The 25,023-nt window shown below is 48.8% G+C and carries 29 protein-coding genes; 14 read left to right on the top strand and 15 right to left on the bottom strand.

All coding sequences use genetic code 11. The features are described 5' to 3' along the window. The first annotated feature begins 40 nt into the window (after positions 1 to 40). The 3 genes from OXN82_RS05885 (at position 41) to OXN82_RS05895 (ending at position 3,301) form a co-directional block, all read left to right on the top strand. A complete protein-coding gene (locus OXN82_RS05885; protein ID WP_321211001.1) occupies positions 41 to 1,054 on the top strand; it encodes a phosphorylating glyceraldehyde-3-phosphate dehydrogenase in 1,014 nt (337 codons plus the stop codon). Between the two features lie 42 nt (positions 1,055 to 1,096). Next, entirely contained in the window at positions 1,097 to 1,924 is an 828-nt protein-coding gene (locus tag OXN82_RS05890; RefSeq protein WP_321211002.1) for a deoxyribonuclease IV, read from the top strand. A 261-nt stretch (positions 1,925 to 2,185) separates the two neighbouring features. After that, positions 2,186 to 3,301 (top strand): AAA family ATPase, encoded by a 1,116-nt coding sequence (locus tag OXN82_RS05895; protein ID WP_414855688.1) that lies wholly within the window; start codon positions 2,186 to 2,188, stop codon positions 3,299 to 3,301. Positions 3,302 to 3,572: 271 nt separating this feature from the next. On the opposite strand, the gene hemA is transcribed toward OXN82_RS05895, so the two are convergent. The 14 genes from hemA to OXN82_RS05965 all read right to left on the bottom strand — a co-directional run bounded on the left by hemA (position 3,573) and on the right by OXN82_RS05965 (position 15,198). Next, positions 3,573 to 4,769: a glutamyl-tRNA reductase gene (gene hemA / locus OXN82_RS05900; RefSeq protein ID WP_321211004.1), complete on the bottom strand. Its 1,197-nt coding sequence runs from the start codon at positions 4,767 to 4,769 to the stop codon at positions 3,573 to 3,575. Continuing rightward, positions 4,759 to 5,376 carry a bifunctional precorrin-2 dehydrogenase/sirohydrochlorin ferrochelatase gene (locus tag OXN82_RS05905; RefSeq protein ID WP_321211005.1) on the bottom strand — a complete coding sequence of 206 codons (618 nt, stop codon included), beginning with the start codon at positions 5,374 to 5,376 and terminating at the stop codon, positions 4,759 to 4,761. Before OXN82_RS05905 ends, hemA begins: the two co-directional genes overlap by 11 nt. An 11-nt stretch (positions 5,377 to 5,387) precedes the next feature. Beyond that, positions 5,388 to 5,855, bottom strand: coding sequence for a methanogenesis marker 9 domain-containing protein (locus OXN82_RS05910; RefSeq protein ID WP_321211006.1), 468 nt, complete (start codon positions 5,853 to 5,855; stop codon positions 5,388 to 5,390). A gap of 132 nt (positions 5,856 to 5,987) precedes the next feature. Continuing rightward, positions 5,988 to 7,580 carry a methyl coenzyme M reductase system, component A2 gene (gene atwA / locus OXN82_RS05915; RefSeq protein WP_321211007.1) on the bottom strand — a complete coding sequence of 531 codons (1,593 nt, stop codon included), beginning with the start codon at positions 7,578 to 7,580 and terminating at the stop codon, positions 5,988 to 5,990. Positions 7,581 to 7,674: 94 nt separating this feature from the next. Next, a complete protein-coding gene (locus OXN82_RS05920; RefSeq protein ID WP_321211008.1) occupies positions 7,675 to 8,436 on the bottom strand; it encodes an MJ0144 family RNA dihydrouridine synthase-like protein in 762 nt (253 codons plus the stop codon). A 44-nt stretch (positions 8,437 to 8,480) separates the two neighbouring features. Then, positions 8,481 to 9,230 carry a GTP cyclohydrolase III gene (locus tag OXN82_RS05925; protein WP_321211009.1) on the bottom strand — a complete coding sequence of 250 codons (750 nt, stop codon included), beginning with the start codon at positions 9,228 to 9,230 and terminating at the stop codon, positions 8,481 to 8,483. Continuing rightward, positions 9,227 to 10,132, bottom strand: a complete 906-nt coding sequence (gene cofD, locus OXN82_RS05930) for a 2-phospho-L-lactate transferase (protein ID WP_321211010.1) — start codon at positions 10,130 to 10,132, stop codon at positions 9,227 to 9,229. Before cofD ends, OXN82_RS05925 begins: the two co-directional genes overlap by 4 nt. A gap of 8 nt (positions 10,133 to 10,140) precedes the next feature. Then, positions 10,141 to 10,899 (bottom strand): coenzyme F420-0:L-glutamate ligase, encoded by a 759-nt coding sequence (locus tag OXN82_RS05935; RefSeq protein WP_321211011.1) that lies wholly within the window; start codon positions 10,897 to 10,899, stop codon positions 10,141 to 10,143. Between the two features lie 14 nt (positions 10,900 to 10,913). Continuing rightward, positions 10,914 to 11,522 carry an IMP cyclohydrolase gene (gene purO, locus OXN82_RS05940; protein WP_147671583.1) on the bottom strand — a complete coding sequence of 203 codons (609 nt, stop codon included), beginning with the start codon at positions 11,520 to 11,522 and terminating at the stop codon, positions 10,914 to 10,916. Positions 11,523 to 11,538: 16 nt separating this feature from the next. Beyond that, entirely contained in the window at positions 11,539 to 11,925 is a 387-nt protein-coding gene (locus tag OXN82_RS05945; RefSeq protein WP_321211012.1) for an ExbD/TolR family protein, read from the bottom strand. 4 nt (positions 11,926 to 11,929) lie between these two features. Next, positions 11,930 to 12,769, bottom strand: a complete 840-nt coding sequence (locus OXN82_RS05950; RefSeq protein ID WP_321211013.1) for a MotA/TolQ/ExbB proton channel family protein — start codon at positions 12,767 to 12,769, stop codon at positions 11,930 to 11,932. 77 nt (positions 12,770 to 12,846) lie between these two features. After that, positions 12,847 to 13,470, bottom strand: a complete 624-nt coding sequence (gene rnhB, locus OXN82_RS05955) for a ribonuclease HII (RefSeq protein WP_321211014.1) — start codon at positions 13,468 to 13,470, stop codon at positions 12,847 to 12,849. 20 nt (positions 13,471 to 13,490) lie between these two features. After that, the gene (locus OXN82_RS05960; RefSeq protein WP_321211015.1) at positions 13,491 to 14,564 is read right to left on the bottom strand and encodes a rod shape-determining protein; all 1,074 of its coding nucleotides are present in this window, start codon (positions 14,562 to 14,564) and stop codon (positions 13,491 to 13,493) included. Position 14,565: 1 nt separating this feature from the next. Next, positions 14,566 to 15,198, bottom strand: coding sequence for a hypothetical protein (locus OXN82_RS05965; RefSeq protein ID WP_321211016.1), 633 nt, complete (start codon positions 15,196 to 15,198; stop codon positions 14,566 to 14,568). A 267-nt stretch (positions 15,199 to 15,465) separates the two neighbouring features. Here OXN82_RS05965 and OXN82_RS05970 point away from each other — a divergent pair, with 267 nt between their 5' ends. From OXN82_RS05970 to sucC, 11 genes are all read left to right on the top strand, one after another. Then, positions 15,466 to 16,146, top strand: a complete 681-nt coding sequence (locus OXN82_RS05970) for an archaetidylserine decarboxylase (RefSeq protein WP_013296207.1) — start codon at positions 15,466 to 15,468, stop codon at positions 16,144 to 16,146. A 41-nt stretch (positions 16,147 to 16,187) separates the two neighbouring features. Further along, complete coding sequence (locus tag OXN82_RS05975) at positions 16,188 to 16,871, top strand: archaetidylserine synthase (protein WP_321211017.1); 684 nt, start codon at positions 16,188 to 16,190, stop codon at positions 16,869 to 16,871. Continuing rightward, complete coding sequence (locus OXN82_RS05980) at positions 16,864 to 18,174, top strand: DUF515 domain-containing protein (RefSeq protein ID WP_321211018.1); 1,311 nt, start codon at positions 16,864 to 16,866, stop codon at positions 18,172 to 18,174. Before OXN82_RS05975 ends, OXN82_RS05980 begins: the two co-directional genes overlap by 8 nt. 53 nt (positions 18,175 to 18,227) lie before the next feature. Beyond that, positions 18,228 to 19,154 carry a hypothetical protein gene (locus OXN82_RS05985; RefSeq protein WP_321211019.1) on the top strand — a complete coding sequence of 309 codons (927 nt, stop codon included), beginning with the start codon at positions 18,228 to 18,230 and terminating at the stop codon, positions 19,152 to 19,154. Between the two features lie 32 nt (positions 19,155 to 19,186). Beyond that, the gene (locus OXN82_RS05990; RefSeq protein WP_321211020.1) at positions 19,187 to 19,909 is read left to right on the top strand and encodes a sortase; all 723 of its coding nucleotides are present in this window, start codon (positions 19,187 to 19,189) and stop codon (positions 19,907 to 19,909) included. 20 nt (positions 19,910 to 19,929) lie between these two features. Continuing rightward, the gene (locus tag OXN82_RS05995) at positions 19,930 to 20,295 is read left to right on the top strand and encodes a dihydroneopterin aldolase family protein (protein WP_321211021.1); all 366 of its coding nucleotides are present in this window, start codon (positions 19,930 to 19,932) and stop codon (positions 20,293 to 20,295) included. Between the two features lie 170 nt (positions 20,296 to 20,465). Then, a complete protein-coding gene (locus tag OXN82_RS06000; RefSeq protein WP_147671569.1) occupies positions 20,466 to 20,669 on the top strand; it encodes a ferredoxin family protein in 204 nt (67 codons plus the stop codon). Then, a complete protein-coding gene (locus tag OXN82_RS06005) occupies positions 20,662 to 21,789 on the top strand; it encodes a 2-oxoacid:acceptor oxidoreductase subunit alpha (protein WP_321211022.1) in 1,128 nt (375 codons plus the stop codon). Before OXN82_RS06000 ends, OXN82_RS06005 begins: the two co-directional genes overlap by 8 nt. 65 nt (positions 21,790 to 21,854) lie before the next feature. After that, complete coding sequence (gene korB, locus OXN82_RS06010; protein WP_321211023.1) at positions 21,855 to 22,712, top strand: 2-oxoglutarate synthase subunit KorB; 858 nt, start codon at positions 21,855 to 21,857, stop codon at positions 22,710 to 22,712. 1 nt (position 22,713) lies between these two features. Beyond that, positions 22,714 to 23,274 carry a 2-oxoacid:ferredoxin oxidoreductase subunit gamma gene (locus OXN82_RS06015; RefSeq protein WP_321212166.1) on the top strand — a complete coding sequence of 187 codons (561 nt, stop codon included), beginning with the start codon at positions 22,714 to 22,716 and terminating at the stop codon, positions 23,272 to 23,274. Beyond that, complete coding sequence (gene sucC, locus OXN82_RS06020; protein WP_321211024.1) at positions 23,271 to 24,371, top strand: ADP-forming succinate--CoA ligase subunit beta; 1,101 nt, start codon at positions 23,271 to 23,273, stop codon at positions 24,369 to 24,371. The genes OXN82_RS06015 and sucC overlap by 4 nt, the downstream gene beginning before the upstream one ends. 67 nt (positions 24,372 to 24,438) lie before the next feature. Here the strand turns inward: sucC and cdhB are convergent, their stop codons facing one another. Next, positions 24,439 to 24,948: a CO dehydrogenase/acetyl-CoA synthase complex subunit epsilon gene (cdhB, locus tag OXN82_RS06025; RefSeq protein WP_147671567.1), complete on the bottom strand. Its 510-nt coding sequence runs from the start codon at positions 24,946 to 24,948 to the stop codon at positions 24,439 to 24,441. Positions 24,949 to 25,023 lie beyond the last annotated feature (75 nt).

A 25,023-nucleotide genomic window follows, 5' to 3' on the forward strand; every position in this document is an offset into this window, starting at 1 on the left:
TCTGGGAACAGAAGTTTTCAGGGGATAGGAGGTTTCTTTAATGATATCTGTAGCCATTAACGGGTATGGGACAATAGGAAAGAGAGTCGCCGACGCTGTGGCTGCCCAGGACGACATGAAGGTCGTTGGTGTCAGCAAAACAAAACCTGATTTTGAGGCGAGGGTTGCAATTGAAAAGGGCTATGACCTCTATGTAAGCATCCCTGAACGTGAAAAGCTCTTTGATGATGCAGGAATCCCTGTGAGCGGTACCGTGGAGGACATGCTGGAGGAAGCAGACATCGTTGTTGATGCAACACCCGAGGGCATCGGTGCCAAGAACCTTGAACTGTACCGTGAAAAGGGGATAAAGGCCATATTCCAGGGTGGTGAAAAGCACGACGCCATTGGACTCTCATTCAACTCCTTCACAAACTACGAGGAGTCACTGGGGGCCGACTACACAAGGGTTGTTTCCTGTAACACCACAGGCCTCTGCAGGACCCTCAAACCAATAGATGACCTCTGCGGAATAAAGAAGGTGAGGGCAGTGATGGTAAGAAGGGGTGGCGACCCTGTACAGGTGAAAAAGGGTCCAATAAACGCCATTGTACCGAACCCCCCAACTGTCCCATCACACCACGGACCTGACCTCAAAACCGTCATGAAGGGTGTCAACATCCACACCGTTGCACTCCTTGTCCCCACAACACTGATGCACCAGCACAACATAATGGTGGAACTGGAGAACCCTGTGGACGCCGATGAGATAAAGGCGAAGCTAGACGAGACCACCAGGGTCATGCTTGTAAGGGCCTCAGAGGGCCTTGCATCAACCGCAGAGATAATGGAGTACGCCAAGGAACTTGGAAGGTCAAGGAATGACCTCTTCGAGATACCCGTCTGGGAGGAGTCCATAAACGTGGTTGAAGGGGAACTCTTCTACATGCAGGCGGTCCACCAGGAATCCGATGCCGTCCCAGAGAGTGTGGATGCAATAAGGGCCCTCCTTGAACTTGAAGAGGACAACATGAAGTCCATAATGAAGACCAACAGGGCCATGGGCATACTCTAAAAACCAATTTTTTTCTATTTAACCCTTTAACCGGGTGTTTTTTTGATAAGGGTTGGTCCTGCAGGGAACCCCGTGGGTTACCGTGGCAGTACAGTCAGTGTTTTCAGAAAGATCAGGGCCATGGGACTTGACGCCTATGAGTACCAGGCAACCTATGGCCTCAGGTTGAAGAAGGAAAACGCCCTTAAAATTGGTGAAAATTCCCGGAAGAATGATATACTTGTCTCAATGCACGGCCCCTACTATATAAACCTTTCATCAGCCAAGGAGGAGACCATAGAGAAATCAATTGACCGGCTCTTTGACTGTGCTGTTGCAGGGGAGTGGATGGGTGCTTACCGTATTGTATTCCACCCCGGCTTTTACGGTGACCTGGGGAGGAGAAGGGCATTTGAACTCTGCAGGAAGTCACTTGGGGAACTGATCTCAAGACTTGAAAGTGCCGGTATCAGGGACTTCACCCTTGCACCTGAGACCACCGGTAAGAGGTCACAGGTGGGAAGTCTAGAGGAGATTATAAGATTCTCAGAGGAATTTGATAACGTCATGCCCACCGTGGACTTTGCACACATACATGCAAGGGGCGGTGGGTGCATAGGGGGCGCCAGTGATTACAGGAGAATACTTGAGGAAATTGAGGGAAGACTGGGAGTGGAGCACCTCCACTGCCACTTCACAGGTATAGAGTACACAGATGCGGGAGAGAGAAAGCACCACACCCTATCCGAAGGCTTTGGTCCTCCTGTTGAGCCCCTCCTTGAGGTGCTGGTTGATGGTGGATGGGATGCCACCATAATCTCCGAGACACCCAGAAAGGATGAGGATGCAAGGAGGATAAAGACCCTCCTTGAGGATTACCTCAGCAGGTGATGCTGGTCCAAGGGAGAAAGTGGGCGGCCTGCATTAAAATACACACCCCAACTTTTTTTATATGTCTGCATGAAGTTTACCAGAAACCTATACTGGGGTTCCGGGGGTTTATCGAATTAACTGCATTGAATGTGCTGAAAGTACAGATCCGCGGAGTGTACCTAAAACTTTATACACCCCCATGCACAATTTACCTATGATGAGTTTATTTCTTGAGTATATCACAGTATCAGAACTTGTTTCTGAAGAACAGGTGATGTGGTGAAATTCAATAACATAGTCTATGACCCCCAGCTAACAGATAAAAAGTTTCCTGTGAAGGCCTCTGATCCTGAAAGGGAGGCGAAACTTGTTGTTCTCCAGCCGGTTGGATACCCCTTCGTATGCAACCTGATGGAGTCCCCAAGGATAGATGCCGTTAACAAGGAACTCTTTGAGATCTATGCAAGGGACCAGTGGGAGGGTTTCAGTGCAACTGAGGGTTCCTATCTATTTGACCAGAAACTGCTCCCTGACTATGCATTCAAGATAATACGGGCCCACCCTGACGGTTCAAAGATAACCCGGAACACCTCCATTATACTGCTGGAGAACGAGAGGGAGGAGTTCCATGAGGTGAAAAGTGATATCACCATGGACGATGTTATCGGTCAGGAGGACGCCAAGATAAAGTGCAGGATAATCATGAGGTACCTTGAGGACCCGGACAGATTCAGGGACTGGGCGCCCAGGAACGTCCTCTTCCATGGAAGCCCGGGTACAGGTAAGACAATGCTTGCAAAGTCCCTTGCAAATGAACTCAGGGTACCCCTCTACCTTATAAAGGCCACAAGCCTCATAGGTGAGCATGTGGGTGACGGTGCAAGGCAGATACATGAACTCTATGAACTGGCATCAAAAACTGCCCCATCAGTTATATTCATAGATGAGATGGACGCAATTGGCCTCGACCGGAGATTCCAGTCCCTCCGTGGGGACGTCTCAGAGGTGGTTAACGCACTCCTAACCGAGATGGATGGTATAAATCAGAACTGGGGTGTTGTAACCATAGGCGCGACCAATAACCCTGAACTTCTTGATAATGCAATAAGAAGCCGTTTTGAGGAGGAAATAGAGTTCAGGTTACCTGGGGATGATGAGAGGCGGATGATGCTTGAGAAATACATTGAGACCATGCCCCTGGATGTGGATTTCTCCCTGGATAAACTTGTTAAACTGACAAAGGGAATGTCCGGAAGGGATATAAAGGAGAGGGTGCTTAAAACAGCCCTCCACAGGGCACTGGCAGATGAAAGTCCAAGGGTGGAGCGTGAACACATAGAGTATGCTCTTAAGGAGCGTGATCTGAAGGGCGAGCCCAGGCACATGTTCGCCTAGATCAATTTTTTAATTTTATAAAATCCGTTTAAACTTTAATTTTTTTTAGTGGTTAAAGAACTCCATGAGTACAAAAACCAGATTCACTACAGTCCTTTCCTGGTTAAAGAACTCCATGAGTACAAAAACCAGATTCTCTACAGTCCTTTCCTGGTTAAAGAACTCCATGAGTACAAAAACCAGATTCTCTACAGTCTTTTCCTGGTTAAAGAACTCCATGAGTACAAAAACCAGATTCTCTACATGAAGAGATCAGAAAATCCAAAAAAACCTAAGATTCCTCACAATCAAAGAGCTCAGAACAGATCCTCAAGAACTCTTTATCATCCCTCTCTGCGGCATCCCTGATTTTGAGTGCGATATCATGGAATATCTTATCAACTATTGACCTTGTGAGGCCCTCAACAACCCTCTCAGGGTCCTTGCTGTTTTCAATTTTCTTAATTGCCTTACCTGCCTCCCTCTGCCGGAGGGACTCCATGCGCCCCCTTATTTCAGCAAGAAGTGGCTCCACATCCCTGTGCTTCATGGACCTCAGGAGGAGTTCAAGTTCAGCCCTCACTATCTCCTCGGCCTCCCTTGCCTCGGCCTCCCTCCTCTTGCGGTTCTCCTCGGCCACGCCCCTGAGGTCATCGATTGTGAATAGCCTGACTCCAAGTTCCCTCACGGATTCCTCTATATCCCGGGGGTTGGCTATGTCCACCATCACAATGCTGGACCTCCTCTCAGGTGGTATCGCCTCCATGACACGCTCACGGGTGAGTATGTAGTGGGGTGAACCTGTGGCACTTATAACAACATCTGCATCCCTGAGGGCCCTGTTGAGCCTGTCGAAGTGTATTGCATCACCACCGAGTTCGCATGCAAGCTGGTAGGCCCTCTCATATGTTCTGTTTGCAACCATTATTGCCTTGAGGTGCTTTTCGGCGAGGGCGCGTGCAACCAGTGTCCCCATTTTACCGGCCCCTATAACAAGGACCTTCTTGCATTTGAGGTCCCCGTGTATTGACTCTGCAAGATCAACAGCCGCCGATCCTATTGAGACGGAACCCCTGTTTATCTTCGTCTTCCGCCTCACGGTCTGTCCCACGTGGACCGCCTTGGTGAACACCATATCAAGAAGGGGCCCGCAGGTACCCTCACGTAGGGCCTGTAGCCTTGCAGCCTTTATCTGTCCAAGTATCTGGTCCTCCCCGATTATCATTGATTCAAGACCTGAAGCCAGTCTCAGAAGGTGTAGAAGGGCATCCTCATCTTTTTCAACTGTAAATCCATTAAAATCAAATTCAGGTGGGGCCCCTGTGAGGTGAAGGTAGTACTCGACCCTGTTGCAGGTCATCAGGGGCACCTTCTCGGTCACGGCTCCAAGGGCCTCAAGTTCACCCACAATCTCCTCTATCCTGCCTGATGCTGTCTCCATGGTCTTCACATCAGATGTCTTGTGGTCGAGTCTTATGTTAAGAATCACCTGAAGCCCCCCTATCCATGATTATATCCCGCGCCCTCCTTATGGCACCCTCCATGTCGCCGGCTTCAAGTTTTTCCTTTACCATTTTATCCTCTGAGATCTCATAGAGAATTCTGCGCCTCTTTCTGTGATCCGGAACCTTTTCCATGAGCATGCGGCGGGATACATCCTGAACCTCAATCATTAGTATATCCTCTGGTTTTATGACCTCCTGGATCCTCCTGCGGAGGTATTTTGCCATAAGTGGACTCTTTTTCCCTGTGAATACTGAGATTGAAACATCCGCTATTTTGAATGTCGATGGGACAACCACGTTACCCCTTGATGGGTTATCTGCCCTGTTAAGGAGTTTGCCCCCTGCAAGTTCAGTTACCCTTTCATTGAGGCTTCTATCGGGACTTGCGGCAACTATGAGGTCTGCCTTCTTAATCCACTCCCCGAGTTTTTCCTCGGCTATTGAAACAGCGCCTTCAACTTTCTGTCCAAGAACCGCAACCTCTGCGCCGGCCTCGATGAACCTCATCGCCCTTCTTCTTCCAACTTCCCCTGAACCCACCACGAGTACCCTCTTACCTTCCATGTCAATGTAGAGGGGTGTGAGGGACATTTTACCATCCGTCAGAGGGATTTCATTCTGAGTATCTTCATTGCTGTTCTGAGGTCATTGTCTGCCTCGGCAAGGGCCTCCCTGGCCTCCTCAAGGGATACATCAAAGGCGTCTGCCAGGGCCTTCACGCTGTCGGTGTCAGGTTCAGAGGTGCCCACAAGTTCCTCTGAGAGCCTCTTTTTGAGTTCCATGTACTCCTCGGTTGTCATGTTGATCCTCTTCATTGCCATGTCCCTGAGTGGACAGGGCTTTGAGGGCTTGCAGCACCAGACGAGTGAACCGAAGCATGTCCCCTGGCCCTCGCCGAGCCTTGTATTTCTTGCGAATGACTCCTTGATTTCAATGTAATCCTGTGGTGTCAGTCCCGCCTCTTCGAGTGCTATCATTATTGGGCAGGGCTTCACCGGTGGGCAGCAGAATGTAAGCGCCCTTTTATCACCACCCCTGCAGACATGGGATGGTGCGTCGCTCCATACCAAATACAGTCCTCCTTTATTAATTATGTTTATTCTGTTAATAATGATTCATTACATGGTGGCTGAAATAACACCACTTAATGCCTTTAACAGCTTTTTTGATAAATAAATTGTGGTTTGCAGATAATAAAGGGGTTATTCTCTGAGCATCCCCCTCTTCTCATCGGGTGTGAGGTCCCCGACGATTGACTCGGGTTCACCCGTCTTGAGGATTCTGCCTCCCCTCATGAGGGATGCCCTGTCACAGACATCAAGGACGAAGTCCATGTCATGTGAAATTATCAGGAAGGTCTGATTCAGTTCCTCTCTGGCCTTAAGTATTGAATCTGTAACCTGCACCCTGGTTATGGGGTCCATGGTACCTGTGGGCTCATCAAGTATTATTATCCTTGGCTCCCTGATGAGGACCTGGGCAAGGGCGACCCTGTGTCTCTCACCACCTGAGAGCTCGTCAGGGTACTTATCAAGGAGGTTCTCTGCGTACTCCTCATCAAAGCCCACGGCCTTGAGGACATAGATTGCCTTCATCCTGGCAAACTCCGCCGGGAGCTCAAGGCTGATTGCCTCTGTGAGGTTACCCAGCACATCCCTGTGGGGGTATAGGCTGTACTCCTGGTGGAGTATCCCAAGGTAGGGTGTCACACGGCCACGGCCCAGGGGCCCCTTCTCGGTCATGTCTATCCATTCATCACCCAGTCTCACACAGACCTTCCCGCTGCTTGGCTCGGTTATTCCGATTATTATCCTCGAGAGCGTCGTCTTACCGGCCCCGCTGAGTCCCACGACACCAAAGATTTCCCCCTCATAGACTGTGAGGTCAACACCGTCAACCGCCTTTACAACACCCCTGTCAATGGAGTAGTAGTGCTTCTTAACATCAACCATCTTTATGATGGGGGTTTCCCTTTCAAATTCCTTAACCTTCTCAGGTGCGGGCACCTGTTCCATGAAACTGGCAACCACGTCATCAGGGTCTCCCTCCTCAATTATCTCACCCTTCTCGATCCATATGGCATAATCAGAGAGGTCCCTCATGACCTCGGGCCAGTGGGAGGTTATGATCATGGTTATTCCCTTATCCTTGACACCTTCAAGGAGTGCGTCGTGTATGAGCTCCGCTGTCTGGGGGTCAAGGGTACCGGTTGGCTCATCAGCCAGAAAAACCATGGGCTCCTTGGCCAGCTGCCTTGCAAGGACAACCCTCTGCTTTTCACCCCCACTGAGGTCCCTTGCAATGTGGGTTATCCTGTGGCTCATCTGAACCATTTCAAGGAGGTCAAGGGCATGGTAGAGGGCCGTTTCATATTCAAGATCCGGCATTGACTTTATGACGTTATCGATTACCGTGTCATCCTCATAGAGGGCGAATGTCCTCTGGAGCATTATGGCTATTCTTCTCCTGACGGCGGCGAAGGTCTTCTTGTCACAGTTCCAGAAGTCCACCTCCCGGACTGAAAATTTTGAGCCGCATCCACATACCTTACCCTCAAAGGATGGGGGTTCAACTCTGAGGCATTCAGGGCAGATTGCCACATTGTAGATGACACGACCGCTGTCGGGCCTGTATTCCTTCATACCCCTCAGCATGTTTATGAGAACAGATTTTCCTGCCCCACTTCTTCCCAGTATCCCCAGGACCTTGCCCTCATCGATTTCAATGCTGATGTTTTTTAGAACCTCGACACCCTTAAACTTCTTTGTGACATTTTCCAGCTTTATGAAAGACATGTGCTCACCCTCAGTTGCTAAAATTAACGTTACCAGTGAAAGATGAATCTGTATTATTCTTTTGATAAAGGGACTATTAAAATTTTCTAAATTTTTAGTCCAGATTAAATCTGATTTCCCTGAGATTGAAGTCTATCCTGCCCTGCATTGCAGCTCTTGCAATTGATACTGCATCTGCACCTGCAGCAAGCATTGAAGCGGCGGATTCAGGGTCTCTCACTGAATTGTTACCTATTAGGACCGCATTCCTTAAGCTCTGTGAAACTTCACCCACGAGTTCAAGGTCGGCCCTATTTTCACCTGGTTTCATTGCGTCCAGGTGAATGTAGCCTGCCCCAAGGTCATCAAGCATTCCTGCAATGTCAGCCGTATCAACTCCAGGTACGTTTCCCCGTATCTTGACAGAGACCTCTGCATTGGCTCCCTTCACAACCTCAGATGTGAGGTCCTCCAGGAATTCAGGGTCATGCAGCATCGCCTGTCCGGCACCCAGAGAGGTTATCTCCGGCTGTCTGCAGTGTGCATTTATCTCAACAATATCCACTTCCTCAATGGATGATATCTCTATGATGGGTTCAGGGTCAAGGGCCCTGAGGTTCACCGAGACCAGCACCTCAAAACTGTCCTTTATCCTTGATGCCTCAGATTCTACTATGGATTTAAGTTCAGAAGAGTCAAAATCAAATTCAGGTCTGCCCCTCCGGGCTATTAGCCTTCCAGCCCTGGATGTTTCCTCATCTGCATTGTAGCCGCCCAGTGTAACAGCATCGAAACCATAGGGGATAAGTTTCATGCAGAATTCTGCATCGGTTATACCTGCCATTGGGGCCAGGACAATTATGCTATCAGCAACCATGGGTTTTTGGTTAGAAAATCTTGATAATGCAGGACCTCATCCAGCTATTCCTTCATCACATGGACCAGGTCATATGTGAAGCCGCCCCTTATCTCCTCAAGGGCCAGGTCTGCCAGGTTAGCGGCCTTCTCCGCTGTTGGTGCCTTCCCGATACCTGCCTTGAGTGCAACGTTTATCTCGTCATCTATCTCATTGAGTATGCGAAGCAGGCCCTGAGGTTCAAGGCCGTTGCAGGGGGACATGAAATTATCCCCCCCTATGAAGAATAGAAGGGCGCCCTCCTTTATGAGTTTCTTCATCAGGAAGTGCTGGACCCGGTTAACAATGAATGATGTGTCATAGGCCGGCACAATGTCGGTCATGGTCTCTGTGATGCCATTTATATCAATATGTGCAATCTGCACATGGCCCTCTTCCACAAGACCATCTATTGCAAGGACCTCCTTCCTGTCCTCTGACTGGGCTCCTCCATGACTCTGAAGAGCCCTTGAAGCGTTTCTCTGGGCATCATATGGTGTCTCAGCGGCCCCAACACCCATGCTCACGGTTATGGGGTAACGGTTACCTATGGACCTCTGTATCCTTCTGTGGTCCTCCACTCCTATACCATTGGTGATGGCGAGCATGTTATCGAATCTTGTGAAGAAAACAAGTCCCTGGCGGGCAGCAAACTGGCGCTGAAGGTCAGCGTAAAGTTCTGCCTGGAGTATCTGAAGATCAGCCTCATTACGTGGGGCTGGTGTGACTGTCCATGGCCCATAATTGTCTATCTGAATTAAGGTCATCTGTATCATAATATTTCACCCAAAAGTATTCTGGCCAACATTATTTTATCCCCTATGTTTTCCATGATGGTCTTTGTTATCGTTACCTCTTTTATTAGTTTTTCTATTTCCGTCTTGAGGTTTGAGTCGGCCTCATCAATCACCAGCATGTCAAGAAAATCACTGTACATCTCTGCAAGGCCGAGACTTGAGGCCTCATAGCCTTTAGCTCCCATGAATTTCCCGGCGGGCCCACTGAATGGTCTACTACCGAGAAATGGGGATATTCCAGCTACCCATGAATCCCTGAGGGCATCCCTCACACCCTCTGTTCTGAGGATGGGTCCTATGGATGTCACAGGATTGGATGGTCCCACTATGACCCTTTCGGCAGATTCAATCGCCTCTAAAACCCCTGGTGCCGGTTTAACCCTGCTGAACTGAACATCCAGGACCTCAGGCTCTGACCTCCTCTCCACAAGGAACTCGTGGAACCCCATCTCGCCCTCATCTGTAATTATCCTGATATCGGATTCCTGGTTGCTCATGGGGATAACCCTTGATTTCACACCAAGTGCCCTGCACTGGTTTTCCACCACCCTGTGGAGTGGCATGTCCCTTAAAAGGAGGGTTTTCTGTATCTTGAATGCCCGGTCAAGGTCGCCTATCCTCAGGAGCTCCGGGCATCCAAGTTCATGGAGCCTCTCATGGGTTATGAACGTGTCGCCCCGGACCCCATACCAGGTATCCTCGTTTATTATCCCTGCCAGGGTGTAGATAACTGTGTCGATGTCAGGTGCGACGTAGACTCCCGAGAAATAGTCGTTCTCAACGGTGTTAACTATCACCGTAACCTCAGAGGGGTCCACAACCCTCACAATGCCCTGCAGGAGTTTCGGTGTGCCTGTACCCCCAGAGAGGACTGTTATCATTGAACCACCTAATCCCTGAAGACATCAAGTTCCCGGGGCCTTAAAAGTTCCATTGCGCTGCCAGTGGCGCGGAGGTGCCCCCATGGGTAACCCCTTATTATGACGGCGGGTACGCCCTCATCTGCCTGTCCCATCACAAGGGATGCTGCGGCTGCCAGTTCATCTGCAACCGCCACCCTGGTTGTCTGGAGGCTCCTGCCATAAAGGTCCAGTTCACCCTTCCTGTCCCACAGCGGTGAAATGCCAGCGACTCCAACTGCAACACCGACAGCCCCCTCCCTGAAGGGCCTTCCCTGTGTATCGGAGATTATGACGGCCATTTCCCTCCCTGTGAGTTCCTGAAGAGCCTCAAGTATCCTCCTGGCGCTTCCGTCTGGGTCCTCGGGGAGTGGGGTTGCCAGTCCATCCTCAACATTTGACTCGTCAATACCCGCATTGGCGCATACAAAGCCGTGCCGGGTTTCAGATACTATGAAGTCATGACCAACCTTTATTATCTCTCTGGACTCCTTAAGGATTGCCTCAACGAGTCTGGGGTCCTTACCTGTCCTTGATGCTATTTCAAGTGCCGCCCTGGATGGCTCAATTCTCCTGAGGTCAATGGTGTTGCCCTCTGCCTTTGCCACCAGTGTTTCAGCGATTACTACTATGTCACCATCAAGGAGTTCCATGTCCGAGGATTTCAGGGCGTCCACTATGAGGGCTGCTATGTCATCACCCTCTGAGACAAGTGGTAGACCCTCCACTCCAGTTAGGGTTATCTGCATTTAAGCACCGGAATTCATTTTTCTCCTGTAGCCAGCTTCCAGCCATCTCCTCTGTTGAATGCCGCTGCCGAGGTAACAGGGTGTGTGAATGCCGCGAAATCTCCGCCGCCAAGTATGAACTCTGCCGCCTCCTCCGCATTTCCGGCTTCAAAGGTGGTTTCTGCTGGTTCTGTCTGCTCATATGTTGATATGTACATTGAAACGCCTTCAGGGACCCTTCTGACGTTTATCCCATCCTCTGTAACTATTCCTATGAATGCATCCGAGTCATTGATTGCCGCCGCGATTCTTGGGGTGTTGAGTTCATCCTTCTCATAGTCCATTGTAAGGAGCGAGAATCCCAGGGCGTCCTTCAGGTTCATCCCGAGGGATATCTTATCTGCAATGGTATCTGTATGGGAACCGTTGGATACAACCGCAGTCCCATCAACTATCCTTATGCAGTTGTATGCTATGTAGGGGTTTTTGAATACGTCACCCTCACAGCCCTCAACTGGTACAATCGCAACCCTTTCGTCAAGGAGCCTTGCAGTCCTGTTTGGGAAGGATCTGCTTGAGACCCGGTATGCCACGAAGGATCCGCTGCTGTTTCTTCCAACTGCCAGTATTCTTCCAAGATACATCATATCACCTGCAAAATTATGATGGTGTTTTAACCGCCTTATCGACCGGAAGGTCTGGTGGTGCTGTTATGATTATTGCCCCCTCCCTGGGCCTTATTATTATTTCACCCTCATCTATGACCCTGGTGTGGACGGCCACTGCACTGTTCTTTATGTGGCTGGACATGTCAATGCCATTAACCGTTACCCGCCTCAGGCCTGCGACAGGTATGAGGTAGTACTCTGATGGCCCTGTGTTTTCACTTATCTGGGGCTTTCCTTGTGCCTCACCTGCTCCCCCTGAAAAGGTGGTTGTTACCACAAGGAAAATCAGTATTGTGAAGAGTATATCGATGAAGGGAACCATGTTGAACCTTGGCCTTCCATGGACCTTGTTCCTGTACCTCTCAGTATCCAGGACCATTTTATCACTGCCGCAGCTTACTTTCAATGATCTCGGCGCTCTTACCGCACCTTTCGAGTATTATGTTGTTTATGCTCTTCTCAAGCATGCTGGGCTTGAATGCCACCACAAGGTTTGCCTCAGGGTCATCAACCGTCCTCACGCTGACAACACCATCCGATTCCATGAGGGCCCCGACCACATCATCAACGTCTCCATCAACCCTTATCCTCATTATGGCGTACCCCCAGTTTGTCATCTTCTTTATGAGTTCAATCTTGTCTATCTCATCGTCTATCCTGCCTGTTATGTAGGAGTAGAGGGGCATGAGGATTATGGCAACTGCCAGTCCAAGTATTGTGGTTATAAGTGCAACATAGATTCCCTCAGCCATTGCAGCAGGATCAGCGTTAACACCAAGGGCCCTGAATGTGTACCATATTCCTATGACGGTCCCTATAAGACCCAGCATTGGGGCGACCTCTATTATTGTTCTTAGCGTCCCAAGACCCTTTGTCATGTTGCTCATCTCAACAATGAAAACGCGCTCCATCGCATCCTCAACCTCTGAACGGTTCCTGTAGCCTATCTTGAGGGCCTCTGATATTATCTTTGATACTGGATTCTGGTACTGCCCTATTTCCCTGAGTGCCTCAAGTGCTCCGCCCTTCTCCATGGATTCATTGACTTTACCTATTATCTGGGGTGTGCTAACACGTGAAATCTTTCTTAGGTAGTGTATCTTCTCAATGGACGTGATAAAACCATAGACACCTGTGATTGCTATTATGTATGTTATTACACCGCCGCTGCGGAACATTTCAAGTACTGTGCCAAAGAAGTTGAAGACTGGTTCGAGAAACATTTTTCTGCCTCACCTGATGGGTATTTACCGGAGAGGATATATTTAAAAATAGTGGTCTGGCTGTATTAATGATTAAATCAGTTTTTCCTCCTCTTCTGGACCGTGGCCCATGACTTCCTCACGAAGTCCGGGAGTTCATCGTAGCTGAATGATTCCAGGAAAGCCCTGGTGCGTGGGTCGCTGGGATAACCGGAACCCATGTCCCCCAGTTTTCTGTTCAGCTTCTGTATCCTCTCTATTTCAAGGTCCCTTTCAACCTTGGCGATTATTGAGGCCGCTGCAACGGGGTAATACTTTGCATCTGCACCGTGCTCGGCCTTCACCTCGATGTCCCCGAAGTGGGACCTTATCTCCTCAGCCAGCCTCTCTGGTTTAACATCCACAGAATCTATGATGACAGAGTCCGGCTGTGCCTCGGCTATTATCCTCTTTATTGCTATCTTCTCTATCTCATTTAGGTTGAAGCCCTTCTCACGCATCCTGTCAATATCCGATGCGGATATCTTAACCGTGAACACCCTTGAAATCCTTCTTATCTTCCGGGCGAGAAATTTTCTCCTTTCGGGTGTGAGCTTCTTTGAGTCCTTTATACCCATTTTCCGGAGTATCGAGAACTTCCTCTCAGGGACCATGACACCGGCCACGACAAGGGGGCCTATTACGGGACCCCTTCCCGCCTCATCAATTCCAAGAACCTTCATCAGATCAGAAAAAATAATTATTATTTCATTGCCTTGAGCCTTACCTCAGGTTCAAGTGCCCTTGGTTCTGCAGCAACTATCGCGGCTCCCTTGGCAACCACTGTCATGGGGTCATCTGATATCTCGGCAGGAATGCCAACCTCGTCCAGGATCCTCTCCCTGAGGCCCCTGAGCTGTGAGGTTCCACCCACAACAACAGTCTTGTTGTAGACCCCTGAGATGAGTTCAGGTGAGAGCCTTTCAAGTACCGCTGCTATGGAATCCACTATACCCTTTACAACAGGCTCAGCAGCCTCTGCAACCATTTCAGAGTCAATTTCAACCTTTTTAGGTTTGTTTGTCTCCATGCATTTGCCTATAACCACTGTTTTGAGGTTTTCAAGATCCTCATTACACTTGACCATACCAACCTCTATCTTTGCCTTCTCTGCCTCATGGATGCCTATCTCAACATTGTACTTCTCCTTCACCAGTTCAACAAGGTTGGTGTCAATATCATCCCCGCCGACCCGGATTGTCTCAATGTCGGTTATGCCTCCAAGGGATATCACAACAATGTCACTGGAACCGGCCCCTATGTCAACAACCATGGTCCCTGATGCCTCTGCTATTGGCAGACCGGCCCCTATGGCGGCTGCAAGGCCCTCACTTATAACCAGAACATAATTTGCCCCGGCCTTTCTTCCTATCTCCTCAACGGCGTTTCTTTCAACCTCTGAGGCGTCCCCTGGTATACCTATAACTATCCTGTCAATGGACTCAGAATCTCCTGCCCCCATCTCCATTGCATATACAAGGAGGGCCTCTGCCTGTGCAACGCTCTCAATAACACCCTTCCTCAGCGGTCTCACAGCGATTATGTCCTCAGGGGTTCTTCCAAGCATCATCTTTGCCTCTTCACCCACTGCAAGGACATATGATGGGTCCTCCTTCTTGACGGCAACCACAGAGGGAATCTTATAGATATCAAATTTATCCCCTGCTGGTTTGGCAACCACGGTGTTGAGGGTACCCAGGTCTATTCCGAGTGTATTGGTGATTGCACTCTTCCTTTCCGGTTTCTCTTCAGATCTTTTCTTTCCAAATGAAAACATACTACTCCTCCTCAAATATATCTCTAAAGTCAACTGCAAATATGTTGTTGCGGGATGCTATCTCATTTATCCTCTCAACATCCCCGGATTCATGAACAGATATAAGCAGTGTCACCAGGACAACGTCTGTAACCTTGAAGAGGGGGTCGATTATATTTCTTATAAATCCCGGAAGCCTCTCTGTAAGGTAGACGTCTGTCTCTATAAACCCGCTCGTTCTGTCCTCAAGGATGAAGGAAAAACCTATTTTATTCCTTTCAGCCTCCCCTGCAAACTTTTTCATATAGTTCTCAGGGGCGACAAGAAGCACAAGGTTGGGTTCGTTCTCAACGTAATATGGGGCTATCTTTATATAGGCCCCTCCCTTTTCCTTGCAGATAAGTGAAAGATCCCTTATCTTATTGCTTTCGCCATAAAGCATTATTAAATCAAAGCGTTTTCTTAAAAAGGAATCCTTGATGGTAACGTGTTCCCTGAAGAGTATCTTTACAAGATCCCTTGAGGTGATTGCCTCGTAGGCCACAGAGTTGACCATTTCCTCATTACCTGCAATCACACACCACAGCCTGTCTGAACTCTGGGCTGTTGAAACATGTGCTGCCTTTCTGAGAACCTTTATCTTACTCTCTATCATCACCATCACATCTACTCTAAAAGGAACTTAAAAGAAAGTTCCTCTGCTCCAGAGGAAACACCTGCATATCAATCACAGATTACATTTAATCTTCAGCACATGACTATATATATGTTTCACTAATATTATTCAACATCCAGTGAGGTGCTGATTTCCTGAAATACCACAGCCCCTGTGAGGTTCATTACAGTTACTGATGAATGTAAAACAGAGTGTTACTCTGCAAAAGGGTCTTCATGTGCCTCTACAACATAATAGGTGAATTGTGTGTTTGTGAAGGGCGTTGCAAAAAGAGCCAGTTTCCTCATAAGTGTGGCCACCATTCCATTTCTCCTGGGCTACCACGCGGTCAGTATACTCATGTTCAGCCTCATAGCATTCATGATGCAGTTCTTCAGGGACCCTGAAAGAAATATTCCCTCTGAAGATAACATCATCGTTGCCCCCGCAGATGGTAGGCGTTTATCCGGCAAGATAGACCGTATAAAAAGGGTAGGGTCCGATTATCCCCTCATTGACAGGATATTCCCCAATGGTGGTGAGGCTATTCTCATAAGCACCTTCATGTCACCATTTGATGTTCATGTGAACCGGGCCCCTGTTTCGGGAAGGGTGATATACACAGAGCATACTGACGGTAAATTCAGGGTTGCACGTTCACGTGTCCTCACCGAAAATGAAAGGAACCTTATCGTGATAGAAACAGAGCATGGCAATGTTGGGGTGGTGCAGATAGCAGGGTTCATTGCAAGGAGGATCGTTCAGTACGTCAATGAGGGAGACTATGTTGAGCGGGGGAGCCGTATAGGTATGATAAGGTTCGGCTCAAGGGTAGACCTCATACTGCCAGAAAACTGTGAGGTGCTTGTGAAGACCGGTTCAAGGTCTGTTGCCGGTGAGACCGTGGTAGCAAGGTTCGTAAAGCCTAAATCAGACCGCAAAAATTAATTAGTCAGACACAACCATATACAACTCTGCAGGTGGCGCTGATGAATGACAAAAAAATAACATCCTTCATATCATTACCTGATGTTTTATCGATTTTAAATGCCTCTTCAGGCTATTTTTCCATTTTAATGTCCATTCAAGGGGATTTTAGTGCCGCATCTATTCTGATGCTTCTGGCTGTCATTTTCGATTCGCTTGATGGGTGGGTTGCACGCCGAACCGGTAGAGTTGATATTCATGGATTTGGCAAAAACATGGACTCCCTTTCAGATGTAATCTCATTTGGTGTTGCCCCAGCCATCCTTATCTACCTAACAAGTGCTGATTTTCGATATATTAATATATTAGTAGGTCTCTTAATAGTAATATGTGGCATACTGAGACTCTCAAGGTTCAATGTTCTCACAGGGGGTGGGAAGAACTTCACGGGACTTCCAATACCCGTGGTGGCGGTTGTTGTATCATCATTTTATCTCACAGGATTCTACAGTGAGAAGGTTGTGGGGGCAATGCTGCTCGCTGTCGGTATCCTCATGGTCAGTAGCATTGAATACCCTCGTGTGGGGGGTAAAATGGCCTCTATTGCTTTCATACTCATAACAGCAGCAATTGTAACAGGCATAACTGGAATTCTCACTGTTCCCACAGCAATCATACTTTTTATGGCCACTGTGGCATACATTGCAGTGCCTATAACACCAATGAGACGTGATCTGAATGCTTGATAAGATTAAAGGTAATGAAAAGGGGAATAAGAATAATCCTCCTGATCTCCGGAAAAACAACAGAAAAGGTGACTCGAAAATTGGAGACAAACTCAAGGGACTTGTGGGTAAATTCGGTGGCGGTGAGGGCTCGGATAAGAAAAAACCCAGACCCATGCCAAAACCCAGGCCCCGGCTGAAAACCCCTGAAGAGCCAAAGGCCAGAAAACCCCCTGAAAAACCTCTCAGGGGTGGTGAACAGCCTAAACCCAGACTTACACCACCACCCAAACGACCTGGAGGCCCATCAGGAGGTATAGGTCGAAAAATTCCAGACGAGGACCAGAAAACCCTCGTTGGTGCCCTTGTGTTTGGTGTTATTCTCATGGTCCTTGCTGGTGCAGGCTACTACTTCCTGGTCTACCAGCCATACCAGGAGGTGCTGCAGAACGCCAAGGCCACAAAGATCGCTGAGGTGGACGCACTCTTCAAGGGTCCCCTTGCAACCGACCCCCAGAAGCAGGCCATACTTGCACAGATAGATGCCGCTGTTACACCAGAGGAGGCCCTGGCGGTTGATGTTGTGGGTCCCGCAACACAGTCATGGCGTACCTATCAGAACCAGCAAATAAATATAAAGAAGGACCGTGTCGGCAGGGTAATGGTTAATTACACAGATAACGGCCAGCAGAAGCGTGTGATAATGAAGGTTGCTGATGCAAAGAAATTTGTGAGCCAGGCCGATGCGACCGTGCTTGCAAATACGCAGATCCAGACCCCTGATACCGTTGCTGTGCCAATAATGATCACGAGACTGCAGGCTGCAGGCGGCCTTATAAGTGTGGGTAACATGGTCGACGTCTACCTCAACCAGAACGCCACCGGCAACAATACATCAGCTGCAGCATCAACACCAAGAATAAGCGGGGCTACTGTACTTGCAATTCTCAGATCCAAGGACAGCGGTACAGTGGACGCGCGCATACTAAACACTCAGCGGTTAACACTAAACACAATAACCTCACAGAGCGAAAATGAAAGAACATCATCAACAGATGTGGAGCAGCTCCTGCGGGCGGCTGCCTCAGGTGGTCTGAATGAAGCCGAGATCAATGCCATACTCCAGAACTACGGTATAAGGCTGTCCAACTATGAGAGGTCATCAAATCTGGGAGAGCTTGACGCCAACTACCTCATAATACTCGAGGTCCCAAGGGAGGATGTCCTCTTCCTGATACAGAACATGAACAGCATCGTTCTGACTGTGCCAACACAGAACGCCCCTGACTGGATGATCAGGGAGCTTCAGAGCATATACGGCTGACTAAGCCGAAAAATTTATTAAATTTTTATTTAATATTCTAGGTGGGGATGTTTATGAAAAAATGGGTGTATGTTGTTATAGCTGCTGTTTTCATGCTTTCCATTCTGAGAGTCTCTGATACAGGATCAGCTGCCAAGGAGACATGGGTTTCTGAAAAACCATCTGCAACCAGTTTCAGGTTGAAGGATCTGACCGCTGTTATAACCGTAAAAATAAAGAACAATGACAACAACGTCCAGTACTTCAAGATAGGGCAGGTATACCAGGGAAGTCTTTCAGAGAACAGTACAATTAAATGGCTCATCCAGTGGACGGATCCAGCGGCGGTTAAAATGGTCAAGTCAAGGACGCCTGAACTGGGGGGTGACTACGGCTGGAAGGTGAAACCTGGGGAGACAAAAACCGTGTCATTTGGCCTCAGGGCCACGGGGGATATGGGTGAAATACCCAGTTACATCGTTAATGTTGAGTCAGATGACAGCAATTACTGGCCACTTATAAATGAGCCGGGCCTCATGTCCTCATGGTTCATGCCCAATGAGATAGAGGTCCTAAACCCATCACTGGATCTCAGATACTGGAAGGGGACCTTTGGCTTCACTCTGATCAACATCGATGAAGAGAAGGTTTCAGGTATCGTGAGGGCCCCCATTGCCCCTGCAAACTCAAAACTAGTGTACAGTTCACCCAAGGCATTTGTGGATGATGACCTCTTTGTAAGCACACAGGTTGCTGCATGGGATGTCACAATGGACCCAGAGACTTCACAGAGGTTCGTATACACCTACGAATGGCCCGCTAAGGTAAGCGGAGGTAACGGTTCAACCAGTGGTGGAGGTTATTACCCACCAAGCAGCCTTCAGGGGACAACCGGTTCATCATCTGTTCCAGGTGCTAAGACAGGTGCCCCCTACGGTCCACTGGTGATAGGTGTGCTTGTGACTGCAGCCGCAGTTGCCTACACAAGGATCATACGTTAATCATCCCACCTTAATTTTTTATGGGGACATTCATGAGGCTGGCAACTTTTCTGATAATTGCAGGCATGTTTATAGTGTCACTATACGCCCTTCTTGAGGTGAGTTTCTACTCCTCACAGGTAATTGTTCAGAACCCTGACATCAGGGCTCCGGTCATTGAGATACCCTCCATTAACCTGCAGGAGACCATCAACAACCGATCCGTTTTCTATGGGGTCTACCATGAACCCATGTCCTATCTCCCTGGTAACAGAACCGTCATACTCTTCGGACACAGGACACTCTACGGCTCACCCTTCCTGAACCTTGATAAATTGAAGCCGGGGGACGAGGTCAACCTTAACTGGCCGGGTGTTGGCCTTGCGACTTACCGGGTTAATCGATCATTCATCGTGCCAGCATCCTACCAGATCTCAGTGAATCAGGGGGCGAGGCTATTTCTCATCACATGCCACCCCCTTGGATCAACAAGGGAGAGGCTGATAGTTGAGTGTAAACTTGAAGGCATAAAGCCCTACCAGCGAAACCTCAAGGTTGAGAACCCCAAGAGGTACTATGCGCTACTCATAATACTCGGATTCCTTGGGGTTGGTCTTCTGATCACCAGACTCTATCCTGTTTATGAAGATAGGAGACTTCTCCTTGCAGCGGTAATCAGCCTCACACTCTTCCTGCTGCTGGGTTACATCTTCCCGATCCCCCCAGAGTTCATATCAGAGAAACTCATTGAATTCAACAGCATATTTGGACTTTAGTGAAGCTTAAGGTGTTTAAAATGAGAGAACCGGGAGAAGAATACTTTTCAAATCTGTCAGACAGGGAAAGGGCCATATTTGAGGGCGGCATAAGTATGGGTGCCCTCTTCCACCAGTTCGTTGGAACCCCTGTTAACCTTGAAACCGTTGAAGTCCTTGAGGGTGCAATTGCCGAATCAATAAAGCTCCAGCCGGCAATCAGGGATGCAGAGGTCCATATAGACAGAGGCATGGTAAGGGAGGCTACTGGAGAATTTGGTTATGTCTCCCTCACCGGTGAGATGCTAAGGGTGAGGTTAGACGTTGAATATGGTTCATCAAGGATAACGATCTGCCTCGAGTACCTCGATGAACTGAGGTATCCCCTCATGTATATAAAGGATTGATGTTGTAATGGCTGCGAATCTGCATCCAGCTGCATGAGGTATCCCTCATGTATATAAAGGATTGATAGTGAAACTTCAGGGTCCGCACTGATGGACCAAAAAATCTATCTTGATTAATTATTTAAATTCTGAAAGCAAAGCTATGATAAGAACATTGATGGAAGATTACCATGATAAAGATAGATTCAGATCTCTGTAAGGGATGTGACATATGCAGGGAGTTCTGCCCGGAAGGGGTTTATGTAAGGTCAGAGGAACTCAACAGGAAGGGAGTGCATGAACCCATCCCTAAAAATCTGGATAAATGTACGGGATGCAAGCTATGCATGCTAATGTGTCCTGATCAGGCGATAGTGGTGTATGACGATGACTGAGGAGTACTTTATTCAGGGAAACGATGCCTGCGCCCGTGGTGCCATAAGTGCCGGCTGCAGGTTCTTTGCAGGTTATCCCATCACACCATCAACAGAGATAGCTGAAGAAATGGCTGTTCTCCTTCCAAGGGAAGGTGGAGTCTTTGTTCAGATGGAGGATGAGATAGGTGCCCTCGGGGCAGTTATAGGTGCTGTGTGGGGGGGTGTTAAGGGAATGACCGCCACCTCAGGGCCGGGCTTTTCCCTCATGCAGGAACATGTGGGATACGCTGCCATGACAGAAACCCCCCTTGTGATTGTGGATGTCCAGAGGGGTTCACCTTCAACCGGACAGCCAACAATGGCATCCCAGAGCGATATGATGCAGGCAAGGTGGGGTTCGCATGGGGACTATGAAATAATAGCCCTCTCACCATCCTCTGTGCAGGAGTGCTTCGATTTCACTGTTAGGGCATTCAACCTTGCAGAGGAATACAGGGTGCCTGTGGTGGTCCTCAGCGACGAAATAGTGGGCCATATGAGGGAGAAGATAACCATACCCGACAAGGTGGAGATCAGAAAGAGAAAGTCACCCACAAGTCCCCCAAGTGAGTTCATCCCATTCAAACCCAATGGAGACTTCATCCCTGAGATGCCGGCCTTTGGGGATGGGTACAGAGTACCTGTGACGGGACTCACACATGATGAGAGGGGGTACCCTGATGCTTCAAACCCTGAGGGCCACGAAAAACTCGTGAAGAGACTCTGTGACAAGATACTGAATCACAGAGATAAAATAGTGGATGTTGAGGAGGTTTGGACAGACGATGCGGATATAACAGTCATCTCATACGGCGCCCCCTCACGTTCAGTTGCAACCGCAGTTAAGATGGCCAGGTCCGAGGGTGTGAGGGCAGGTTACATCAAGATAAACACGCCATGGCCGTTCCCTGAGACTGAAATCCAGAAAGCCGCTGAGTCATCAAGGAAGCTTCTGGTTGTTGAAATGAACCTCGGGCAGATGTTCTATGAGGTTCAGAGAGTTGCCTCAGGCATGGCCGGGGTGGAACTGCTTCCAAAAATTGGTGGTGAGATCCACCGCCCCGATGAGATCCTAAACAAAATTATGGGGATGAAATGAAGGGTGCGCAGATGAATGTAAGAAACAAGCCCACCATTATAATGATGAAATGAAGGAGTGTCCAGATGAATGTAAAGGAAAACCCATACCTCAAGTACCTCAGAAGGGACAGGCTCCCCCACATATTCTGTGCAGGCTGCGGTAACGGGATAGTGCTCAACACTTTCTTTAAGGGCATGGAAATGGCTGGAGTTGACTTTGACAGCATTGCAATGGTTTCAGGTATAGGCTGCTCATCAAGGATCCCTGGTTATGTTAAATGCGACTCGCTCCACACAACCCATGGTCGGCCCATAGCCTTCGCAACCGGACTCAAACTTGCCAACCCCTCCCTGAATGTTGTGGTGTTCACAGGGGATGGTGACGCCGCAGCCATCGGCGGAAACCATCTCATACATGGGGCAAGAAAGAATATTGACCTCACAGTGATCTGCATAAACAACAGCATATACGGAATGACCGGGGGGCAGATAAGCCCCACATCCCCGGAGGGGAGTTTCGGTACCACAGCCCCATACGGTGCACTTGAGGACCCATTTGATCTCTCTGAACTCGTCAGGGCCGCAGGTGCAAGTTACGTTGCAAGGTGGACAGCTGCCCACCCGCTGCAACTTGCAAACTCCATAAAGAAGGGACTCAAGAACAGGGGTTTCTCATTCATAGAGGCTGTTTCACAGTGCCCAACCTACTTCGGAAGAAAGAACAGGATGCGTTCCCCGGTTGAGATGATGAAATTCATGAAGGAAAACAGCATCAACCGGCGGAAAGCCCTCAAAATGGATCCCGAAGAGGTCAATGGAAAACTCATCATCGGTGAATTTACCAATGCCCCACGCCCTGAACTATGTGACAGGATCTATGAGATGGTTGAAGAAAAATCCGGAAAAATTGATATAATCAAATCAGCCTACAGAGATGATTGAAGTGAGGAAGGAAATCAGAATTGCTGGATTCGGTGGTCAGGGTGTTATACTTGCAGGAATAGTTCTGGGTAAAGCTGCAAGTTTATATGATGGCCTTTACGCTGTACAGACCCAGTCCTATGGACCAGAGGCAAGGGGTGGTGCCTCAAGGGCAGAGGTTGTTATAAGTGACGAGGAGATAGACTACCCCAAGGTCCAGAGCCCTGACATACTCGTTGCAATGTCACACCAGGCACTTCTGACCTACATGGATGATCTCAAAGCCGGCGGGACCCTCATCGCAGACCCTGACATGGTCATCGAGAATGAAATCCAGGACTTCGTGGATGAGAGGAACATCAGTTACTTCCGTGCACCTGCCACTAGGACAGCCGAGGAAAAGGTCGGTATAACCATCGTGGCCAATATGGTGATGATAGGGGCCCTCACAGAGGCCACTGGAGTTGTAAGTGTAAGGGCCGCTGAGGAGGCCATAAAGAACAGTGTGCCTCCCGGCACTGAGGAGAAGAACATCATGGCATTCCAGGCAGGTCGTGAACTCATCATGGAGGGACAGAAATGAAGTTTTACGAGTACAGCGCCAAGGAACTCTTCAGGAGTGAGGGCATACCCGTCCCAGAGGGATCCGTTGCCAGGACCCCCCAGGAGGTATCTGAGGTCGCTGAGAATATTGACTCAGAGGTTGCCATCAAGGCACAGGTCCTAACCGGTGGCCGGGGAAAGGCGGGTGGTATAAAATTTGCAACACCAGAAACTGCGGCTGATGTTGCTTCTGATCTCCTCGCATCCCGGGTTAAGGGCGAGGAGGTTAAATCTGTCCTGGTTGAAAGGAAGATACCCATCGACAGGGAGTTCTATGTGAGCGTCGTTATTGATAGGGCAGCCAGGATGCCCCTTATAATGGCAAGCAGTGAGGGCGGGGTTGATATTGAGGAGCTTGCAGCAGAATCCCCCGAGAAGATAGTGCGATACCATGTAAACCCCCTTGACGAGTTCCTCCCCTACGAGGCAAGGGAGATCGCAAGGAAGATGGGTCTTGAAAGTGAACTCATACCAAAGGTGGGGGCTGTGATATGGAAGCTCTACCATCTCTTCAGGAAGTACGATGCGAGGCTTGCCGAGATAAACCCTCTTGTACTTTCAGGTGATGATGTTATTGCAGCAGATGCAAAGCTTGAGGTGGATGATGACTCCATCTACCGTCACCGTGAATTCATGGAACTGGATGAGTATGAACCAGAGGAGTTTGCCTTTGTTAAACTTGAGGGTGATATTGCAGTAATAGGGAATGGTGCTGGCCTTACCCTCACCGCCATGGACCTCATAAAACTGAAGGGGGGTGAACCCGCCACCTTCCTTGATATAGGTGGTGGTGCCTCAGAGGACATCATAAGGAGGGCCATAAACCTGGTAATATCCCACCCTGATGTGAAAGTGGTGTTCCTGAATGTGCTTGGCGGTATAACAAGGGCTGACGATGTTGCAAGGGGTGTTGTGAATGCCCTGAAGGATGCCGAGAGGGATGTGCCCCTTGTAATAAGGCTCACAGGAACCAATGAGGAGGAGGGACAGAGGATCCTCACAGATGCAGGGATCCCCTTTGAGACTTCCCTTGAGAGGGCCGCTGAGAAGGCTGTTGAAATATCAAAGGCCCTCTGAAAGAATGTTTAATTTTTCATGACAAGGCTTCAATATCAGAACACCCCATCTATTTAATTTCCATGAGCTACTGCTCCAGGGCATCTATGAGTTCATCGAGCCATCTGAGCCATTCAGTGTACTTCATGCTGGGGTATGACATGTCTGCATTTGGATGCATGTACCTGCAGAGGGTCACTGTTTTAAGGTGGGGTGCAAAGGCCTTGAGGGTTGAAAGGCCCTGTGAACCTATGTAATATGGGACACCTATGAAGCATACAAGGTCATAGTTGCCATTTCCATCGAAGCCCTCCCAGTCAGGATTTTTGAGGTTGTTTACAAGTTCGATTACCCCTATTATGTTTTTCCTTCTCAGTTCATTTAGCCTGAGACCTGATCCTCCGGTTAGGGCAACATCCATTTTCCCTTTTTTTATTATTTTAACTATCCTGTCCAGTATATCATGGGGAAGGTCATTTACCAGTGACCCCACCACCATGAGTGGTCTTTCAGACTTTTTTATGGCCGATGCAACCATTTCAGGGGGCATGACGGTCGCATTCCTTATTGATGTTAGAGCTGGATTCCATGCGGTCATGCTTTCACAACATTTAAATACTTCCTTTACAATTATAATGATTAATAATGATATTTATAGTTGATGGCATATGGT

This window comes from Methanothermobacter sp. DP, assembly GCF_026692625.1.
Lineage (GTDB): Archaea > Methanobacteriota > Methanobacteria > Methanobacteriales > Methanothermobacteraceae > Methanothermobacter > Methanothermobacter marburgensis.

What these genes read in the sequence shown, in the direction of transcription:
- OXN82_RS06000 (WP_147671569.1), top strand. Translation starts at nt 20,466, where the DNA reads ATGATAAAGATAGATTCAGATCTCTGTAAGGGATGTGACATATGCAGG.
- OXN82_RS05985 (WP_321211019.1), top strand. Translation starts at nt 18,228, where the DNA reads ATGAAAAAATGGGTGTATGTTGTTATAGCTGCTGTTTTCATGCTTTCC.
- OXN82_RS05995 (WP_321211021.1), top strand. Translation starts at nt 19,930, where the DNA reads ATGAGAGAACCGGGAGAAGAATACTTTTCAAATCTGTCAGACAGGGAA.
- OXN82_RS05980 (WP_321211018.1), top strand. Translation starts at nt 16,864, where the DNA reads ATGCTTGATAAGATTAAAGGTAATGAAAAGGGGAATAAGAATAATCCT.
- OXN82_RS06005 (WP_321211022.1), top strand. Translation starts at nt 20,662, where the DNA reads ATGACTGAGGAGTACTTTATTCAGGGAAACGATGCCTGCGCCCGTGGT.
- OXN82_RS05920 (WP_321211008.1), bottom strand. Translation starts at nt 8,436, where the DNA reads ATGGTTGCTGATAGCATAATTGTCCTGGCCCCAATGGCAGGTATAACC.
- purO (WP_147671583.1), bottom strand. Translation starts at nt 11,522, where the DNA reads ATGTATCTTGGAAGAATACTGGCAGTTGGAAGAAACAGCAGCGGATCC.
- OXN82_RS05885 (WP_321211001.1), top strand. Translation starts at nt 41, where the DNA reads ATGATATCTGTAGCCATTAACGGGTATGGGACAATAGGAAAGAGAGTC.
- cdhB (WP_147671567.1), bottom strand. Translation starts at nt 24,948, where the DNA reads ATGACCGCATGGAATCCAGCTCTAACATCAATAAGGAATGCGACCGTC.
- cofD (WP_321211010.1), bottom strand. Translation starts at nt 10,132, where the DNA reads ATGATAACAGTCCTCTCTGGGGGTACAGGCACACCGAAACTCCTGCAG.
- rnhB (WP_321211014.1), bottom strand. Translation starts at nt 13,470, where the DNA reads ATGAAGGTTCTTGGAATTGATGAGGCGGGAAGGGGTCCCGTAATAGGC.
- sucC (WP_321211024.1), top strand. Translation starts at nt 23,271, where the DNA reads ATGAAGTTTTACGAGTACAGCGCCAAGGAACTCTTCAGGAGTGAGGGC.
- OXN82_RS05945 (WP_321211012.1), bottom strand. Translation starts at nt 11,925, where the DNA reads ATGGTCCTGGATACTGAGAGGTACAGGAACAAGGTCCATGGAAGGCCA.
- OXN82_RS05935 (WP_321211011.1), bottom strand. Translation starts at nt 10,899, where the DNA reads ATGCAGATAACCCTAACTGGAGTGGAGGGTCTACCACTTGTCTCAGAG.
- OXN82_RS05975 (WP_321211017.1), top strand. Translation starts at nt 16,188, where the DNA reads ATGAATGACAAAAAAATAACATCCTTCATATCATTACCTGATGTTTTA.
- OXN82_RS05965 (WP_321211016.1), bottom strand. Translation starts at nt 15,198, where the DNA reads ATGATAGAGAGTAAGATAAAGGTTCTCAGAAAGGCAGCACATGTTTCA.
- atwA (WP_321211007.1), bottom strand. Translation starts at nt 7,580, where the DNA reads ATGTCTTTCATAAAGCTGGAAAATGTCACAAAGAAGTTTAAGGGTGTC.
- OXN82_RS05990 (WP_321211020.1), top strand. Translation starts at nt 19,187, where the DNA reads ATGAGGCTGGCAACTTTTCTGATAATTGCAGGCATGTTTATAGTGTCA.
- OXN82_RS05950 (WP_321211013.1), bottom strand. Translation starts at nt 12,769, where the DNA reads ATGTTTCTCGAACCAGTCTTCAACTTCTTTGGCACAGTACTTGAAATG.
- OXN82_RS05925 (WP_321211009.1), bottom strand. Translation starts at nt 9,230, where the DNA reads ATGATACAGATGACCTTAATTCAGATAGACAATTATGGGCCATGGACA.
- OXN82_RS05960 (WP_321211015.1), bottom strand. Translation starts at nt 14,564, where the DNA reads ATGTTTTCATTTGGAAAGAAAAGATCTGAAGAGAAACCGGAAAGGAAG.
- OXN82_RS05905 (WP_321211005.1), bottom strand. Translation starts at nt 5,376, where the DNA reads ATGTCCCTCACACCCCTCTACATTGACATGGAAGGTAAGAGGGTACTC.
- korB (WP_321211023.1), top strand. Translation starts at nt 21,855, where the DNA reads ATGAATGTAAAGGAAAACCCATACCTCAAGTACCTCAGAAGGGACAGG.